This window comes from Acidobacteriota bacterium, assembly GCA_009838525.1.
Taxonomy (GTDB): Bacteria; Acidobacteriota; Vicinamibacteria; order Vicinamibacterales; family UBA8438; genus VXRJ01.
Map to the genome: position 1 here is coordinate 1 of VXRJ01000023.1, position 14,830 is coordinate 14,830.

The following is a 14,830-nucleotide window of genomic DNA, read 5'->3' on the forward strand; positions in this document are numbered from 1 at the left end:
CCCCCCCCCCCCCCCCCCCCCATTTTTTTAATCTATCGGCCCCCCCCCCACAATAACACCACAATATCGCCGGCCCGCCACATTTTTTTTAACCCCACCGCGGCGGGGGGATCTGGCAGGGGCGCCGGGGACCGGGTCACCGCCCTTCCGCCACCCGCCGCCTGCGCCGCCGTTTCCAGCGCGTCGTCGTTTCCGGCGATGACCAGCGTCGCGCGATCGAGCCGATAGTGGGCGGCGTGGAACCCACGGACCTCGCCCCCATCGAGCGGGCTCAGCGTCTCCGTCTCGCCCAGGGCCGAGTGGCCGTACGGGTGTTCCCCGTAGAGCACGCGCCGCCACGTGCGGTTGGCGACCGCGCCGGCGGCGTGGCGTAGCTGTGCGATTCGGTTGAGACGCAACGTGCGGACGCGGTCGACGTCCGCCCCTTCGAACCGGGGCTCGGTCGCCACCTCCAGCAGCAGCGCCAGCACCTCCCGCGCGTGGCGTGCGAGGGCCGAGGCGGACAGCACCGTGGCGTCGCTCGATACGTCGGCGCCGAACCGCGCGCCGAGCCGCCCCAGTTCCTCGTGCAACTGGATGCCATCGCGCGCCCGCGTGCCGTCGTCCAGCAGGTCCGCCGTGAATCCGGCCAGCCCCGCCCGTCCCGACGGGTCGGCGGCGGAACCGGCGGGGATGAGCAGCGCGAGCGTGACGAGCTCGGTTCGGCTATGGGGAATCGTCCAGATCCGGAGTCCGCCGGCGCCGAGCGTCCGCGCGATGGCGGGAAACGTGGCGGGCGCGCTGCCGGTGACCGGCGGCAACTGGCTCCGGTCGACCGAGGTCACGACGCCTCCACCGGCGTCGCGCCGTCGAGCGCGCGATCCGAAGCGCCGGCGGGCACGACGCTCAGCGCAATCCGCGCCGCCGGATCGAGCCGCCGGCCAAGGGCGGCGGCAACGCTCTCGCGGGTCGCCCGCGCGTAACGCGCCAGATCTTCGGCGAGAAAGTCGGGCCGGCCCGCCATAACGTTGTAGTTGTTCAGCAGGTCGGAGCGGCCGCCGAATCCGCCGAGTGATTCCCGGCGGGCCGCGAAGTCCGCTTCGAGCCGGTTCCGGGCGCGCAGCAGCTCGTCATCGGACGGACCGGCCACCGCCAGCCGCGCCAGCTCGTCGGTGATAACGCGGTCGAGATCGCCCAGCGCGCGGCCGGGCACCGCGGTGGCGACGACGCCGAACCTGCCGCACAGCTCCTGCGAGTACTGATGCGCCGACACGTCGGTCACCCACTGCCGGTCGTGCAGCAGCGCGCGATACAGCCGGGACGATTTCCCGCCGCCGAGGATTTCGGACGCGAGGTCCAGCTCCGCGTCGTCCTCCCCGTAGAGCGCCGGCGACCTCCAGGTGAGGTAGAGCCGTGGAAGCTCGACGCGGTCGGTCAGGAGCAACGACGCCGCGCGCTCGCGCGGATCGACGGCCGGAGGAACGACCGGCGCCGGCGCATCCCCCGCCGGGATATCGCCGAAGTACGCCCGCGCCAGGTCCACCGCTTCGTCGACACCCACGTCTCCGGCCACCGCGAGCGAGGCATTCGCGGGATGGTAGTAAGCGGCAAAGAACTCACGCACGTGGTCCAGATCGGCGGCGTGCAGATCCTCGACCGATCCGATCACCGGCCAGTGGTACGGATGGTCCGGCGGGAAGTGGGCCTCGTCCAGCACCAGCGACACCATGCCGTAGGGCTGATTCTCGTAGCGCTGCCGCCGCTCGTTCAGCACCACGTCACGCTGGTTGTCCAGCTTCTCCTGCGTCAGGGCCGGCAGCAGGTGTCCCATCCGATCCGACTCCATCCAGAGCGCCCGCTCCAGCGCGCCGCGCGGCACGACTTCCCAGTAGTTCGTCCGGTCGGTGCTGGTCGATCCGTTCAGGGCCGCGCCCGCCTCCTGGAGGGGGCGGAAGTAGCCGTCGGGGTGGTGAGCGGAACCCTCGAACATCAGGTGCTCGAAGAGGTGCGCGAACCCGGTCCGGCCGGGGCGTTCGTTCTTCGAGCCGACGTGGTACCAGAGGTTGACGGCGACAATCGGACAGTGATGGTCCTCGTGGACAATCACGTCGAGCCCGTTGTCGAGCGTCACCTTTACGTGCGGTATCTCCGCCGAGACGCGGCCGGTCACGGGCTACTCCCCCACCATCTGCACGACGACCTGCCGGTTCCGCGGGCGCGTATCGAATTCCGCCACGACGATCTGCTGCCACGTGCCGAGACGCACCTGCCCGCTGCTGAACGGCAAGGTGAGCGACGGTCCGATCATCGCCGCCCGCACGTGGCTCGACCCGTTGTCGTCGCCCCACCGTTCATGGTGGGCGTAGGCGCCGGCGCGCGGCGCGATCTGTTCGAGGACGCGGTCGAAGTCGGCGACCGCGCCCGGTTCGAACTCGATCGTGGTGACGGCGGCGGTCGAGCCGACCACGCAGATGCTCACGATGCCGTCCGACAAGCCGGACTCCGCCACGGCCGACGCCACCACCCCCGAGATGTCGCGCATGTCGCCCTGTCCCGTGGTCCGCAGCTCGTGCGTGGTGGTCTTGACCATGGCCGCCGTGGAAACGGGCCATTGTAACGGCATCGCACGATACGGCCGTCCTGCCCCGGGTTACAATTCGGGCGTGCGGAGACGGCAAGGGACCTTGCGTTTCTGGCCGACCCGACTGACGGCCACCGTCGTGGCGCTGGTCGTACTGGCGACCCTGGCCAGCCTCGACCGGGGCGTCGCCGCGCAGGAAGGCAGCCTCGCCTTCGATCCCCCCGACGAGTGGATCGTCGAGCCCGTCTCCTCGCCGATGCGTCTCGCGCAGTTCACACTGCCCCGAGCGGAGGGCGATTTCGAGGATGCGGAACTGACCGTCTTCTACTTCGGGGGCGGGGGCGGCACGGTCGAAGCGAATCTGGAGCGGTGGACGAACCAGATGCTGCAGCCGGACGACAGTCCGTCCGCGGATGTCGCCACCACGACCAGCTTCATGGTGGGCGAGATCGCGGTGACGCTACTCGACGTGCCGGGCATCTATGCCGCCGAAGTGATCCCGGGCTCCGGCATGCGGTACTTCAAACGGGGCTACCGGCTGAAGGCCTCCGTCGTGGAGACGCCGGCCGGGCCCTACTTCTTCCGGCTGACGGGACCCGAGCAGACCGTTCGCACGTGGGAAGATCGGTTCATCGCCCTGCTCGAGTCGCTGCGGCTGGAATAGGGCAGGCCGGCTTCAGCGCTCCACTGGCACGAAACGCTGAATCCTGCGCCCTTCCTGCTCCGCCACGTAGACGTTTCCGTTCGAGTCGACCCCTATGCCGTGCGGCAGGGTGAACTGCCCCGGGTAGCGGCCGGGACCGCCGCCGAAGCTCGTCACCACTTCTCCGCGTTGGCGGTCGACCACGTCCACCATCACGCTGTTCTGGTTCAGGACGAAGATCCAGCGCTGTTCCGGATCCGGGGAGAAGTCGAGGACGACGGCCGTGCCGCGCGTCCCGGTCCGATCGGGCGTCCGCGGCGTCCGTGGCGTGAACGGCACGTCGATGTTCCGTTGAAAGACGCCCATCCGGTCGAAGACCTGGATGCGGTCGGCCTGCCGGTCGCAGATGTACACCAGGCCGTCGTTCGACACGCGCAGGCAGTGCGGCAGCGGCGTGATCTCCTCGCCCGGCGCGCGGTGGAGCGGCCACTGGCGGAGAAAGCTCCCATCGCGATCGAGGACGGCGATGCGGGAGTTGCCGCCGGCCAGCTCGCCATCGGCCACGTAGATCTCCCCCGTCGCCGGATCGACGTCGACGCCGGCCGGCAGGAAGAACTGCGCCCGGTCGGAGTTGAGCGGGCGGCCGTCTCGCGTGCCGTCCGACGAGTCGTAGCGCCCGGTCTCGCCGATCTGCCGCAGCAGGTCGCCGTCGGACGAGTACTGCCGCAGAACGCCTGTGCCGGCGGCGACAATCCAGACGTTGCCGTCACCGTCGACATGGCAGTCGTGCAACCGGTCTCCGAGCCCGTCCGGATCGCCCCACGACCCGACGACCTCGCCGGAGGGGTCGAATTCGATGACGGGAGGCGCCAGACGCGCTCCGTCGAGATCGGCGGCGACGATGTTCTGCCGGTTAAGCACCCAGACATGGTCGCGGCCATCGACGCACATGCCGCCGAGGCCGCCGGTGATCCAGTGATCGCCCAGCGGGAGTTGCGGCCAGTCAGTATCGAGCTCGTAGCGTGGCGCGTCCTGCGCCGCGCCCGGCACGGCGACGAGCAGGCAGACTAGTAACGAACCGGCGACGGCAGCAACGCCGTTCGGACGGAATGCCTCGCCGCTCAGGAGCTGCAGGGACTTCACCACGGAATCCTACAGCTTGGGATCCGGTCCCGCCGGTCCTTCCGGAGGCTGCGCCGGCGCAGCGGACGCGGGTGAGTCCGGCTGCCGGCTGAATGGCGCGTTCATGCCGTTCAGGATAAGCGCCCCCAGGCCGGCCGTCCAGGCCGCGTACTCGACCAGGAGCCCGAGCAGCAGGAACATCAGGCCGAACATCCGGAACACGCCGCCGGCCACTTCCATCGTCTCACCCAGGATGGTCGGCACGACCAGGAGAACGATACCGGCCCAGACGGTGACGTAGGTCGCAGGCCCGAGGGCGCCCATGCGGCTGCGCGCCGCGTGTCCGACCCCCAGGGCGACGCCGGTGAAGCCGATGATCGACACGCAGACGAGCGCCAGGATCACGAACGGCGCGAGCAGCAGCAGCGGGATACCGATGATGGATATCACGAGCAGGATCACGGTCACGACTGACACCGGGACGATGAGCATCTGCGCGAGAAAGCCCACCAGGCCCGACTTGAGCGGCTCCGATGCCGCTCGCTCGGCCACGCGTTCGACCGTCCCGCGCATCGCGAGCAAGGCAATCGCCGCGACCAGCGCGAGGAAGATGATGCGCACCACCGTCCCGGCCAGATCCCACGTGCGCGCCATCCGGGACCGGCTGGTCTCGAACGGCCAGATGTCCGGCTGCAGGCCGCTGAGATCGATATTGAAGTTGGGAATGTCGGCAACATCGCCCTCGACCGTGGCGCCGCGGGCGCGGCGCAACGGCCCTCCAAGGGTGAGGATGTCGCCGCCGACAACCGCTTGCGGCCCGAGTCGCATCGGGCCGCCGATCGTGGCCACGTTCTGCCTCACTTCGCCGTTGATAGTGAGGGAGCCGCCAATCACCAGCACTTCGCCGGTTACCACGCCCAGCACCCTGACCGGCGCGCCGAAGACGATCACGCTGCCGTCGACCCGCTCGTCGCGGTCGATTCGCACCGGCGTGCCGACGCGGAAGATCTCTCCCCCCGTGCTCCGCCGAGCCCTCCGGCCCCTCTCCTCCCTTTCATCCTCCACGGACGGTTGAGGCGGAGGGGGCGGCGGCGGCGAAGCTGGAGGCACAGCAGGCTCCGGCTGCCCGGATCCCGCGTCGACCGCGGCGGGTCCGGACAGGAAGAGGACGGGAAGAAACACGAGGGCGAGTGCCGGCTTCTTGCGGATGGTAACCATCACTTCTTCTCCATGCCCTGATCCGGGCCATCGTCTTCGTCGGGCACCTCGTGGCCCCGCCTCTCGGCCGAGAGCATCCGATCGAGCCCGTAGAGCGCGACGAGGCCGAGTACTTCGACCGCGACGATGACACCGATGACGCTGGGGGACGCCATCGCCGATCCGATCGTCCTCATCGCGGTCATCGTCACCTCCCAGAAGCCGCGTCCTTCCTCCGCCGCCTGCAATAACCAGGCCAGCCCGGAGGCGGCCGCGTTCAAGAGAGCCAGGAACTGCGACAGCAGATACGGGGCCAGCGCCACACCGCCCACAACCACCACGGCGAACGCCGCAGCGCCGGCCAGCACCAAACCTGCCACGCGCCGCACCCGCGTCCTCCTATCGCGGGTCTTCGTTCCCGCCCACTGTCAGTTGATACGGACGTGCGGGGGGCAAGGTTCACCTCCGCACGCCGAGGGCATGTTCCGCTATCAGCTTTCGGTGCAGTTCGCTCGTCCCCTCGCCCACTTCGAGCGTCTTCGCCTCGAGCAGCAGGCGGCCCACTTCGTAGTCGGACGAGAAGCCGTAGCCCCCATGGATCTGAATCGCGTCGAGCGCGTTGGCTGTCGCCGCCTCGCTCGCTGCCAGCTTCGCCATCGATGCCTCGAGCGAGCAGCGCTCTACGCCGGCATCCTTCATCCGGCCCAGGCGGTACACGAGCGCACGCGCCGCCTCGGTCCGGACGCACATGTCGGCAATCTTCTGCTGAATCATCTGGAACTGGCCGATGGGCTGGCCGAAGGCCTCGCGCTCGGTCGCATACGGGGCAGTGAGATCGATGGCGCGCTGCGCCTGACCGACACAGCGGGCCGCGACCGAGAAGCGCCCCATGTCGAGCGCGGCGCCCAGGATCGGGAAGCCGCCACCCACTTCGCCGAGGACGGCGTCGTCGGGCACCACGGTCCCGTCGAAGTGGATCTCGGCCAGGTTGTCGCGCCGGAGCGTCCGCATCGGCAGATCGCTGATGGCCACGCCGTCGGCCGCCGGGTCGACCAGGAAGACGGTGACGCCGCGGTGCCGCTTCCCCGGATCCACCGTCGCCGCAACCAGCAACAGGCCGGCGTGCGCGGCGTGCGAGATGAACACCTTGGCGCCGCTGATCGACCAGCCGCCAGCCGTGCGGCTGGCGCGGGTCCTGACTGCCGCCAGGTCGCTTCCACCATCGGGTTCGGTCAGGCACGCGGAAGTCAGGATGGATCCGTCGCAGATCCCGGGAAGCCACCGCTCCTGCTGCGCCGCCGTGCCGAAGCGCACGAGGGAGCCGGCGACGAGCGAGTTGGTGACCGAGACGACGGACGCGACCACCCAGTCGACCCGCGCCAGCTCCTCACAGATCAGGCCGTAGGTGACCACGTCGGCGCCTCCGCCGCCGAACCGCTCCGGCAGCAGCGGCGCCAGGTAACCCAGCGGCACGAGCTTCCGGATCAGCTCGGAGGGGTAGCGCGCCGCGCGCTCATGCTCCTCGACGAACGGCAGTACCTCCCGCTCGGCGAACTCGCGGACCGCGGCGCGGACCTGCCGCTGCTCGGGCGTCAGGTCGAAGTCCGCCATGCGGGAAGGCGACGGCGGGGGCGAACCGGACGGTGCCATCGTCATCAGGGTGGGTCGCGGAGGGGATGCGGCGCGGACGTCACCACGGCGTCTCCGCCCGCTACACGCCGGCCGCCGCCCGCGTCCTCAACCAGCGGAGCGCGGCCGCCAGATCCACCGCGGCGCGGGCCAACTGTTCGATCCGGCCGGTCAGTTCCGCGGTCGGCGCTCGTTCAGGCGTGAAATCGTCCCGTGACGCGTACACGTAGCGCGGAATGATGTGGCTTCGGAAGTCGAACATGAGGCTGTTGGCCAATCCGATCGGCGCCATGTAGCTCCGCTGGCCGCCGGCGGCGCAGAGAAACCCCACCGGCTTCCCCACCCACGCGCTGCCTGTCAGCTCTACCAGGTTCTTGGCCGCAGCGTTGAGATCGTAGTTGTAGACGGGTGCGGCGATGAGCACCGCGGCGGCGCCCTCCACTTTCTCCGTGATGGGGCCGATCGACGGATGGCTGTAGCAGTCCGCACCGTCGCAAATCGGCAGGTCCCAGTCGCGGAGATCGACAACTTCATGCGGTACGCCGAGTGCGTCGAGGGTGGCGTCCGCGGCGAGCGCCAGCACGTGTGACCGGCTGGAGGGATTGAGGGAACAGGAAACGATCAAGACCGGACCGTCTACCGTTGCGGAATCAGGCACGCGACGAAGTATACGGACTTACTCCGGCAGGGGAAGCTGACGGCTCTCCGACTCGCGCGCCTGATCGAAGGCCGGACGCGGTTCGGCGGAACGGACCTGTTCCAGCCAGAACACGCCGTCGTACGGAATGGAGTTGCCGCGCGTGCCCACGAAGTCGCCGTCGCCGTCGCCATCCATGTCGCGGACGATGAACTTGTCGAACATGCCGCGGATCCGGCGCGAGACGTCGTGGCGAATCCAGGCCCCGGCCGGATCCTCACCCTGCTCGAACCAGCTCAGGCGCCCGGCGCGATGGTCGGGAGGCGGATCCTCCAGGTCGCGGTCCCGCGGATCCCCACTGTAGGCGCCGGAAAAGAGATCGAGCCGGCCATTGCCGTTGATGTCGGTCAGGACGAAACCGACGAGCCGGTCCGGCAGGAGCCCGCCGATCTCGTGCGTCCTCCACGGCTCGCCCGATGCCGCCCCGCCGGCCGGCTGCTCCAGCCAGACCACGCCTCGCCTATTGTCGAGGACCACGATGTCGATCAGGCCGTCGCCGCTAAGATCGGCGTAGTCCATGTTGAAGCCGGTCACGACCGCCTCGGGCACGATGTCGATGCGGTGTTCCTCGAACGCGATCGGGCCGCCGTCGGGGGTGACGTTCTCGAACCAGAAGATCCGGCGCTCGAACCGGGAGCCGGCAATCACGTCCAGATCGCCGTCCTCGTCGAGGTCGAACGGTTGCGAGTTGATCGGCACGATGACGCGCGTCATCTCGTGCTCCACCCAGGCATCGCCGTCGAGCGGATCGTCCGGGACGGCGAACCAGGAGACCGCGTGCTTCTCGGTCGTGTCGGCCGGCGGGTTCTGCCCCCCCTTGTTCGGCGCCACCACCTCGGGTCGTCCGTCCTGATCGAAGTCGGCCAGAAAGACCCGGATGTAGGAGCCGCGGTCGTCCGTGACGGACGGGATGACGCGCTTCCAGTGCGTTTCGCGCCCCGCCGCCCCCGGGTTCTCGAAGTAGATCAGATGCGCCAACTCGCAGGCGACGACCACATCGGGATAGCCGTCACCGTTCATGTCGCCGATCGCCACGTCTTCGGCCGCACCCGCCTCCTCGCCCTCCGCCAGCGTGTAGAGGTCCCAGACGTCCGGATCGGCCGAACCGTACGCGATGCGGACATGGCCGTCCGGCACGCCGTCGTAGGTGACGTCCGATTCGTGGACGGAGACGATGTCGAGGTGGCCGTCCCGGTCGAGGTCAGCCATCTCCAGGCCGTCACTGCCGCCGATGGCAACGCCGCCCAGGGCGAGGTCGTCGATGATGTGCTCGCGCCAGGAAATGTACGACCCGTCGGCCGCCTGGGCGCGCGTCGGCGTGTCGGCAATGGCGACCGGGCCGTCCGCCGCCACGGTGGCCGTGTCTTCCGCCGTTCCCGCCGCGCAGGCAGGAACAAGGGCCATGGCCAGGAGGACCGTGGCGACAACCGGGACTCGAGCCAGGAACCGCATTCCGCTCCTCCCCGCTACCGGAACGTCAGCGTCAGGGCGCTGACGCCGCCGGATGGACCGTCACCGAGACATTGACGGGAATCGTATAGACCGTGTCGTCGACGACCGCCTGCAGGACGTAGTCCCCCGGCTCGGCGAAACTGACGTGCGTCACCGCGCGTCCTCCCTCGCCGATCTCCGGCACCATGGGATCGAAGGTCACCTCGCCGGGGCCGCGCCAATGGAGCCAGGTGACGGCCAACCCGTTCGCCGCCGCCTTGCGCACGTCGACCACCGCCTGCGACTTCGGCCCGCGACGGAAGTTTCTTTCCGCCAGACGTTCGTTGGGCGGCGGGACGCCGTCGTCACCCGCGATGACCACCACCTCCAGCGTGTCCGGAAGCGTCACCTCCAGCGCGTCGCTGCCTTCCACGCTGATGAACGGCGCCTGGTTGTCGGTGAAGCCCTGCGCGGTGTTGGTCCCCCGGTTGAGCCGCCGGACGCCATCATCGATTTCCCAGACCGGCCAGAGGTGGCCGTAGGCGTAGTCGGTCTCTCCGGCGTGCGTCACCTGCCAGACAAGGTCCTTCTCGCCCCAGTCGGCCGGCACCTGCACCTCGAAGACAAACTGCTGGCGCCGGTTGTAGAAGTGGGTCGGTTGCCCCCGATCCTCGGCCCCCGGCGAGAAGAAGTTGTTCGGGCCGACCGGGATGATCGGCTGCTCCTCGTAGTTCCGGTTGAGATAGCCGAACACCATCGTGAACGACCCGTCGTCGTTCCGCTCCCAGCCTTCGAAGACCGGCTGGACGTTCTGGCCGCGGTTCCAGCGTTCCTGCGCCGATGCCGGCGCCGCCAGCGCGACCGTGATCAGCGCGAGCACGACAACGGCCACTGCGGCTGCGCGCACTCCGGCGCGACCCTCACTCTTCATGACTCTCCACTCCACTGCGAAGCCGGCGCCGGCGGCCGGCCGCTAGTCGTTGTTGTTTGCCTGCGCCTCGCGGGCTTCGACCGCCGCCTCGAATTCCTCGTCCTCCATGGCGAACCAGCTCACCCACGCGAAGCTCATTTCGTCGCTTGACCGCTGGCCGAAGCCGGCCCAGTTCGTCGGGTCGTCGTTCCAGCGGTTGGCGTCCGAATTGTCATGCCAGCTCGTGACGTGCAGGATGGTTCCCTTCGGGAGCAGCGGCGCCACCTCGTCCTCGTAGTTGTAGACGATGTGCCAGCCGAAGTCCCAGTCCGCGCAACTCAGGATCTGCTTGCGGTTGTCCGGGAAGATCGCCTCCATGCACTGCCGTTTGCCGAGATTGTGGAGGTGCGCCTGGAATGCCGTGATCTGGACGTTGTCTTTCAGACGGTAGTAGCCGTCGTGGCGCACGTTCGACTCCCCGGCCGGGATGTCGATGTCCTCGTCGTCGCCGACATGGGCGGAGATCAACTCCCGATCCGGCTCCACGCCCTCCGGGTAGAACTGCAGGCCGACGCGCGTCCGGTCGGTCGTCTCGACGCCGATCGCCGCGTAGTGCATGTTGAACTTGATCTGCGCGCCGGCCTTGATCTTGCGGCCCGTCCCGTCGGGGAAGATGTCGCCGTTCTTTCCGAGCGCGTACTCGTTCAGGAAGCTGTAGTCGTCGTCATCCGACTCGGGGTCCGACATGCTGGTCACCGCGTGGTGAACCACCGGGAAGCCCTCGATGGACGGCTTTGTCTCGACCGCCTTCACCCAGCGATCCTCCGTCAGGCCGGAATCCGAAATGAGGTCGCCCCACCAGTTGGGCGCCTCGGCGGCGACGACGAACGGCTCCGGGATCTCGACGATCCAGTCCGGCTCGCCGATCTTCCATTCCGCGATGTCGCGGAACTCCTTCGGCGGCGGCGCGTCCGCCGGGTTGCCGCGCGGCGCGCCGGCGTCCACCCAGGCGGCGACAGTGGCGATCTCCTCATCGCTCAGGGAGTAGTCGTACTTGAACCCCTGAATGCCGATGTTGCGGTCGATGTACCACGGCGGCATCGAGCGGGTCACCACCTTCTCGCGGATCGACCGCGCCCACGGCCGCGCTTCCTCGTAGGTGAGGAGCGACATCGGGGCGATCGAACCGCTGCGGTGGCACTCCTGGCAGGAGCGCTGCAGGATCGGCACGACGTCCTTCGTGAAGGTCACCTCGTCCTGCGCCGCGGCGCCCGCCGGCAAGGCAACGAGGCCGAGTGCGGCGACGGCGGCGACCGCCGCACCGAACCGAAACGTGCTGTTGCGTGACATGTCTTCAACTCCTCCGTTACGTCTGAACTGCTATTCGTCGTTGGTCGCGCGGGCTTCCCGTTCCCGCACCCGGCGCTCGTACTGTTCGTCGGTCATGAACGCGATGTCGGTCCAGCCGTGGCCCATCTCGTCCATCGTCCGGCTGCCCCAGCCGATCCAGGCCGACGGATCCGGGTTGTGCCGGTTGTTGGTGGTGTTGTCGTGCCATGAAACGGTATGGAGGATCGTCCCCTTCGGGAACAGATGCGCCTCCTTGAAGGGATAGACGATCTGCCAGGTCTGCTCGTAGTTCACCACGTCGATCAGGACCTCGCGCCGGCCGTCGACGTGGATCGCCTCGAGCAGCATCCGCGAGCCCCGGAAGTGCATGTGGGGCTGAAAGCTCAGGATCATCGCCGCCTGCGGCAGCGGCCAGAACCGCTCGTGACGGGCGACAGTGTTCGGCGGGATGCTCATCAGCGCCACGCCGTTCAGCGTGTTGTCGTCGATGATTGCGCCGGGCGGCATCCGCTCGGCATGCAGATCCAGATCGAATCCGGCGCGCAAGAGCCGGTCCTCGACCGCTTCGCGGTTCAGCTCCCAGTCATGACCGATGCCGGTTCGAATCCGGTGGGCGGTGACGATCAGCTCCGGCACCTCCCCTTTCGGGTAGAACTTGATCCCCACCTTCTGGCGGTCGATCGTCTCTTCGCCCCACGGATGGTAGTGCGGAGCGAAGCGGAACAGCCCGCCCGCCGGCAGCTTCCGGCCGGTCCCCTCGGGGTAGTACTGGCCGCTGCTGCCCATCGCGTACTCGATCAGGTCGATTTCGTTGGTGTTCGATCCCATGCCGAGGCGGAACTCCTCGAGGTCCTCGGCCGTCTCCGGAACGCTGACGTAGACGTGCGAGTGGTGTACGCAGCACCACGCCTCCGGGATGATCTGCACCCACTTGACGTAGCGATCTTCGGTCAGGCCCGGATCGACGATTTCCGACGGATAAAAGTCGGGCCCTTCGGCCGGGATCTCGAACCCCTTCTCCATCTGAACCACCAGGTCGGGCTCCCCGTAGGTCCACTCGTTCAGGTCCGCGAGGTCAAGCGGCGCCGGGGCGTCGGCCGGATTGCCGCGCGGCGCGCCCGCGTCGACCCAGGCCGCGACGGTGGCGATCTGCGCGTCGGTCAGCGAGGGGTCGGCCGTGTACTCGCCGATGCTCTGGTCAAGGTGCCAGGGCGGCATCTGACGCTGCACGACGCGGTCCTTGATGGCGCGCGCCCAGGGTCGCGTCTCCTCGTAAGTGAGGAGCGACATCGGCGCCCCGGTTCCGGGCCGGTGGCATCGCTGACACGACTGCTGCAGGATCGGCAGGACGTCCCTGGTGTAGGTCGGGGTGTTTTCCTGTTCCGCATCCTGGCCCTGCGCCTCCGCGGCGAACGCGCCCGAGGCGGCGCCCGTGACCCCCAGGAGGCCGGCAATCGCCGCCACCGTCACGAACTGCCAGACATTGCGCATAGCAAGACCCCCGCTTGAAATCTCAAGCTGTTCCGGTCAGTCTACACTCTGTCAAGGCAAAATTCATCCCCGATGACGAGACCCGCAAGCGGCGCCGTGCTGTTGCTGGCGGCCCTGTTCGCCTCGCCCGCCGGCGCCCAGACCCTCCAGCCCATCTACCCGGTCTACGACGGCTTCACGGTGACCGAATCCGGCGCGTACGTCGTCGCCTACGCGTACTTCAACCACAACTTCGAGCCGGTGACGGTTCCACCGGGCCCGGAGAATCAGTTCGACGCGGAGCCAGCCGACCGGGGGCAGACAACGACCTTCCTGCCGGGCCACCACCGCTTCCAGTGCATCATGGTCTTCGATCGCGGCTTCACCGGCGGCCTGCGGTGGACGCTTACGCATGGCGACACGACGACCTCTACCAGTGAGGACATGCTGCAGTACAACTGGGAGCTCGAGGACCGGTCGATGGGGCGGTTGCTGCGGGACATCGACGTCGAGAACGCGCCGCGCGGCGTCTGTCTCAACCGGTCGCCCCTCGTGCGCCTGCTCGGTCTGCGCAACGGTCCGGAGGGCGAGCCGCCCGAGGTCAGCGTGGCCGTCGGCGACGAGTTGAAGCTGTTCGGCAGCGTCCGCGACGAGGGGCTGCCGCGCGAAGGCAGGCTCGTCTCCGAGTGGCGCATCCTGAGCGGCGATGGCGACGTGGAATTCAGCGCGCCGGACGACCCGCGCTCGCTCGCGACGTTCGACACGCCGGGCCGCTACGAGCTGGAACTCTGGGCGAGCGACTCGGAGATGGAGTCGACCTACCGCGTCGTCGTCAACGTCGGCAACTGACCCGACGACCCGGCCGGCCGCGACCGCGCGCCCCCGGCGAGCGCGCCGCAAGCGCCGCCGGGCTACTCGGAAACGGTCACCCTGACGTGCGCCGAGGTCCAGCAGCACTGGAACCCGCTGCCCCCGTCGCCCGTCTCGTCGAGCGCCTCAACCCGCAGGATGTACTCGCCCGGCTCGGTGAACGTTGCCGTCGTGGTGGGATTCTGGTCCGATGATTCCTCGAACTCTTGCACCGGCTCGGCGAATTCGACCTCGCCGGGGCCGCGCAGCACGTGCCACCGCAGGATGAGGGCGGGACGGCGCCGACGCGCCGCGAACGGTCTCACCTCGACCTCCGGTTTCACGTCCGTCGTCCAGACCGCGAGGTCCAGCGGCGCGCCGGCCGTCGCGGTCATCTCCCGAGCGATGCCAATCGGCGGGCCGGTGAACCCCTCACCGCCGGAGTCGAAGCGGATGGTCGGCGGCTCGTTGCCGTTGGCCGCGTCCCTCAGCGGCTCGATGATCCACTGCGGATCGAGGTGGAACGGAATCGACGTCGTCTCGCCGTTCGCGGTCAGATGCCAGGTGATGCGCGCGTTCCGGTCGTCGCCAGGAATCCGGATTGTGAAGACGCCCCAGGCCCGCCCCGGCGCGAAACGGGTCGGCTGCCCCTGATCCGCCGATCCCGGCTCAAGGTAGTTGTTCTCTCCCACCGGCACGTCGACCACCTCTTCGGTGTTGCCGTTGAAGTAGCCGGCGAGCAGCGTGATGGTGCCGTCCGGATTCTCGTACCAGCCCTCGTAGGCGGGATAGACGGGCGCCCCGAACTCGACCAACGTGCGCGGGGTCTGCGCCCCGGCCGGGCCCGGCGCCGCCAACAACGCAACCAGCGCAACTCCGGCAATCCATCCACCGGTCGAACTTATCGCCCGCATACGCGAATCCTCCTGATGTACGTCAGGCAACCCCTTGGTACGCCAGAGGAGCCGCCCC

15 protein-coding genes are annotated in these 14,830 nt (G+C 68.6%); 2 read left to right on the forward strand and 13 right to left on the reverse strand.

Annotated elements, in window-relative coordinates; genetic code table 11:
* Positions 1–32 precede the first annotated feature (32 nt).
* The 3 genes from F4Y45_11290 to F4Y45_11300 are packed head-to-tail and all read right to left on the reverse strand — an operon-like array spanning position 33 to position 2,569.
* Positions 33–1,055: an insulinase family protein gene (locus tag F4Y45_11290; protein MXY25092.1), complete on the reverse strand. Its 1,023-nt coding sequence runs from the start codon at positions 1,053–1,055 to the stop codon at positions 33–35.
* Complete coding sequence (locus tag F4Y45_11295; protein MXY25093.1) at positions 821–2,149, reverse strand: insulinase family protein; 1,329 nt, start codon at positions 2,147–2,149, stop codon at positions 821–823. Before F4Y45_11295 ends, F4Y45_11290 begins: the two co-directional genes overlap by 235 nt.
* A 3-nt stretch (positions 2,150–2,152) precedes the next feature.
* Positions 2,153–2,569: a YjbQ family protein gene (locus F4Y45_11300; protein MXY25094.1), complete on the reverse strand. Its 417-nt coding sequence runs from the start codon at positions 2,567–2,569 to the stop codon at positions 2,153–2,155.
* A gap of 73 nt (positions 2,570–2,642) precedes the next feature.
* On the opposite strand from F4Y45_11300, the gene F4Y45_11305 reads away from it, so the two are divergent.
* Positions 2,643–3,224, forward strand: coding sequence for a hypothetical protein (locus F4Y45_11305; protein ID MXY25095.1), 582 nt, complete (start codon positions 2,643–2,645; stop codon positions 3,222–3,224).
* Between the two features lie 12 nt (positions 3,225–3,236).
* On the opposite strand, the gene F4Y45_11310 is transcribed toward F4Y45_11305, so the two are convergent.
* From F4Y45_11310 to F4Y45_11350, 9 genes are all read right to left on the reverse strand, one after another.
* Positions 3,237–4,346, reverse strand: coding sequence for a hypothetical protein (locus tag F4Y45_11310; protein MXY25096.1), 1,110 nt, complete (start codon positions 4,344–4,346; stop codon positions 3,237–3,239).
* 9 nt (positions 4,347–4,355) lie between these two features.
* Positions 4,356–5,543 (reverse strand): hypothetical protein, encoded by a 1,188-nt coding sequence (locus tag F4Y45_11315; GenBank protein ID MXY25097.1) that lies wholly within the window; start codon positions 5,541–5,543, stop codon positions 4,356–4,358.
* Positions 5,543–5,911, reverse strand: a complete 369-nt coding sequence (locus F4Y45_11320) for a hypothetical protein (protein MXY25098.1) — start codon at positions 5,909–5,911, stop codon at positions 5,543–5,545. The genes F4Y45_11315 and F4Y45_11320 overlap by 1 nt, the downstream gene beginning before the upstream one ends.
* Before the next feature lie 70 nt (positions 5,912–5,981).
* Positions 5,982–7,178, reverse strand: a complete 1,197-nt coding sequence (locus F4Y45_11325; protein ID MXY25099.1) for an acyl-CoA dehydrogenase — start codon at positions 7,176–7,178, stop codon at positions 5,982–5,984.
* 55 nt (positions 7,179–7,233) lie between these two features.
* Positions 7,234–7,821 (reverse strand): NAD(P)H-dependent oxidoreductase, encoded by a 588-nt coding sequence (locus tag F4Y45_11330; protein MXY25100.1) that lies wholly within the window; start codon positions 7,819–7,821, stop codon positions 7,234–7,236.
* A gap of 6 nt (positions 7,822–7,827) precedes the next feature.
* The gene (locus F4Y45_11335; GenBank protein ID MXY25101.1) at positions 7,828–9,300 is read right to left on the reverse strand and encodes a VCBS repeat-containing protein; all 1,473 of its coding nucleotides are present in this window, start codon (positions 9,298–9,300) and stop codon (positions 7,828–7,830) included.
* 31 nt (positions 9,301–9,331) lie between these two features.
* A complete protein-coding gene (locus F4Y45_11340; protein ID MXY25102.1) occupies positions 9,332–10,210 on the reverse strand; it encodes a hypothetical protein in 879 nt (292 codons plus the stop codon).
* 42 nt (positions 10,211–10,252) lie between these two features.
* Positions 10,253–11,539 carry a cytochrome c gene (locus F4Y45_11345; GenBank protein ID MXY25103.1) on the reverse strand — a complete coding sequence of 429 codons (1,287 nt, stop codon included), beginning with the start codon at positions 11,537–11,539 and terminating at the stop codon, positions 10,253–10,255.
* A gap of 30 nt (positions 11,540–11,569) precedes the next feature.
* On the reverse strand, positions 11,570–13,030 hold the full coding sequence (locus tag F4Y45_11350) for a cytochrome c (GenBank protein MXY25104.1): 1,461 nt from the start codon (positions 13,028–13,030) through the stop codon (positions 11,570–11,572).
* Positions 13,031–13,102: 72 nt separating this feature from the next.
* Here F4Y45_11350 and F4Y45_11355 point away from each other — a divergent pair, with 72 nt between their 5' ends.
* The gene (locus F4Y45_11355; GenBank protein ID MXY25105.1) at positions 13,103–13,858 is read left to right on the forward strand and encodes a hypothetical protein; all 756 of its coding nucleotides are present in this window, start codon (positions 13,103–13,105) and stop codon (positions 13,856–13,858) included.
* 62 nt (positions 13,859–13,920) lie between these two features.
* Here F4Y45_11355 and F4Y45_11360 read toward each other — a convergent pair whose 3' ends face one another.
* Positions 13,921–14,772 carry a hypothetical protein gene (locus tag F4Y45_11360; GenBank protein ID MXY25106.1) on the reverse strand — a complete coding sequence of 284 codons (852 nt, stop codon included), beginning with the start codon at positions 14,770–14,772 and terminating at the stop codon, positions 13,921–13,923.
* Between the last annotated feature and the right edge of the window lie 58 nt (positions 14,773–14,830).

Excerpts from the sequence above, each read along its gene's own strand:
- F4Y45_11315 (MXY25097.1), bottom strand. The coding sequence starts at position 5,543 with ATGGTTACCATCCGCAAGAAGCCGGCACTCGCCCTCGTGTTTCTTCCC.
- F4Y45_11335 (MXY25101.1), bottom strand. The coding sequence starts at position 9,300 with ATGCGGTTCCTGGCTCGAGTCCCGGTTGTCGCCACGGTCCTCCTGGCC.
- F4Y45_11355 (MXY25105.1), top strand. The coding sequence starts at position 13,103 with ATGACGAGACCCGCAAGCGGCGCCGTGCTGTTGCTGGCGGCCCTGTTC.
- F4Y45_11360 (MXY25106.1), bottom strand. The coding sequence starts at position 14,772 with ATGCGGGCGATAAGTTCGACCGGTGGATGGATTGCCGGAGTTGCGCTG.
- F4Y45_11340 (MXY25102.1), bottom strand. The coding sequence starts at position 10,210 with ATGAAGAGTGAGGGTCGCGCCGGAGTGCGCGCAGCCGCAGTGGCCGTT.
- F4Y45_11345 (MXY25103.1), bottom strand. The coding sequence starts at position 11,539 with ATGTCACGCAACAGCACGTTTCGGTTCGGTGCGGCGGTCGCCGCCGTC.
- F4Y45_11350 (MXY25104.1), bottom strand. The coding sequence starts at position 13,030 with ATGCGCAATGTCTGGCAGTTCGTGACGGTGGCGGCGATTGCCGGCCTC.
- F4Y45_11300 (MXY25094.1), bottom strand. The coding sequence starts at position 2,569 with ATGGTCAAGACCACCACGCACGAGCTGCGGACCACGGGACAGGGCGAC.
- F4Y45_11325 (MXY25099.1), bottom strand. The coding sequence starts at position 7,178 with ATGACGATGGCACCGTCCGGTTCGCCCCCGCCGTCGCCTTCCCGCATG.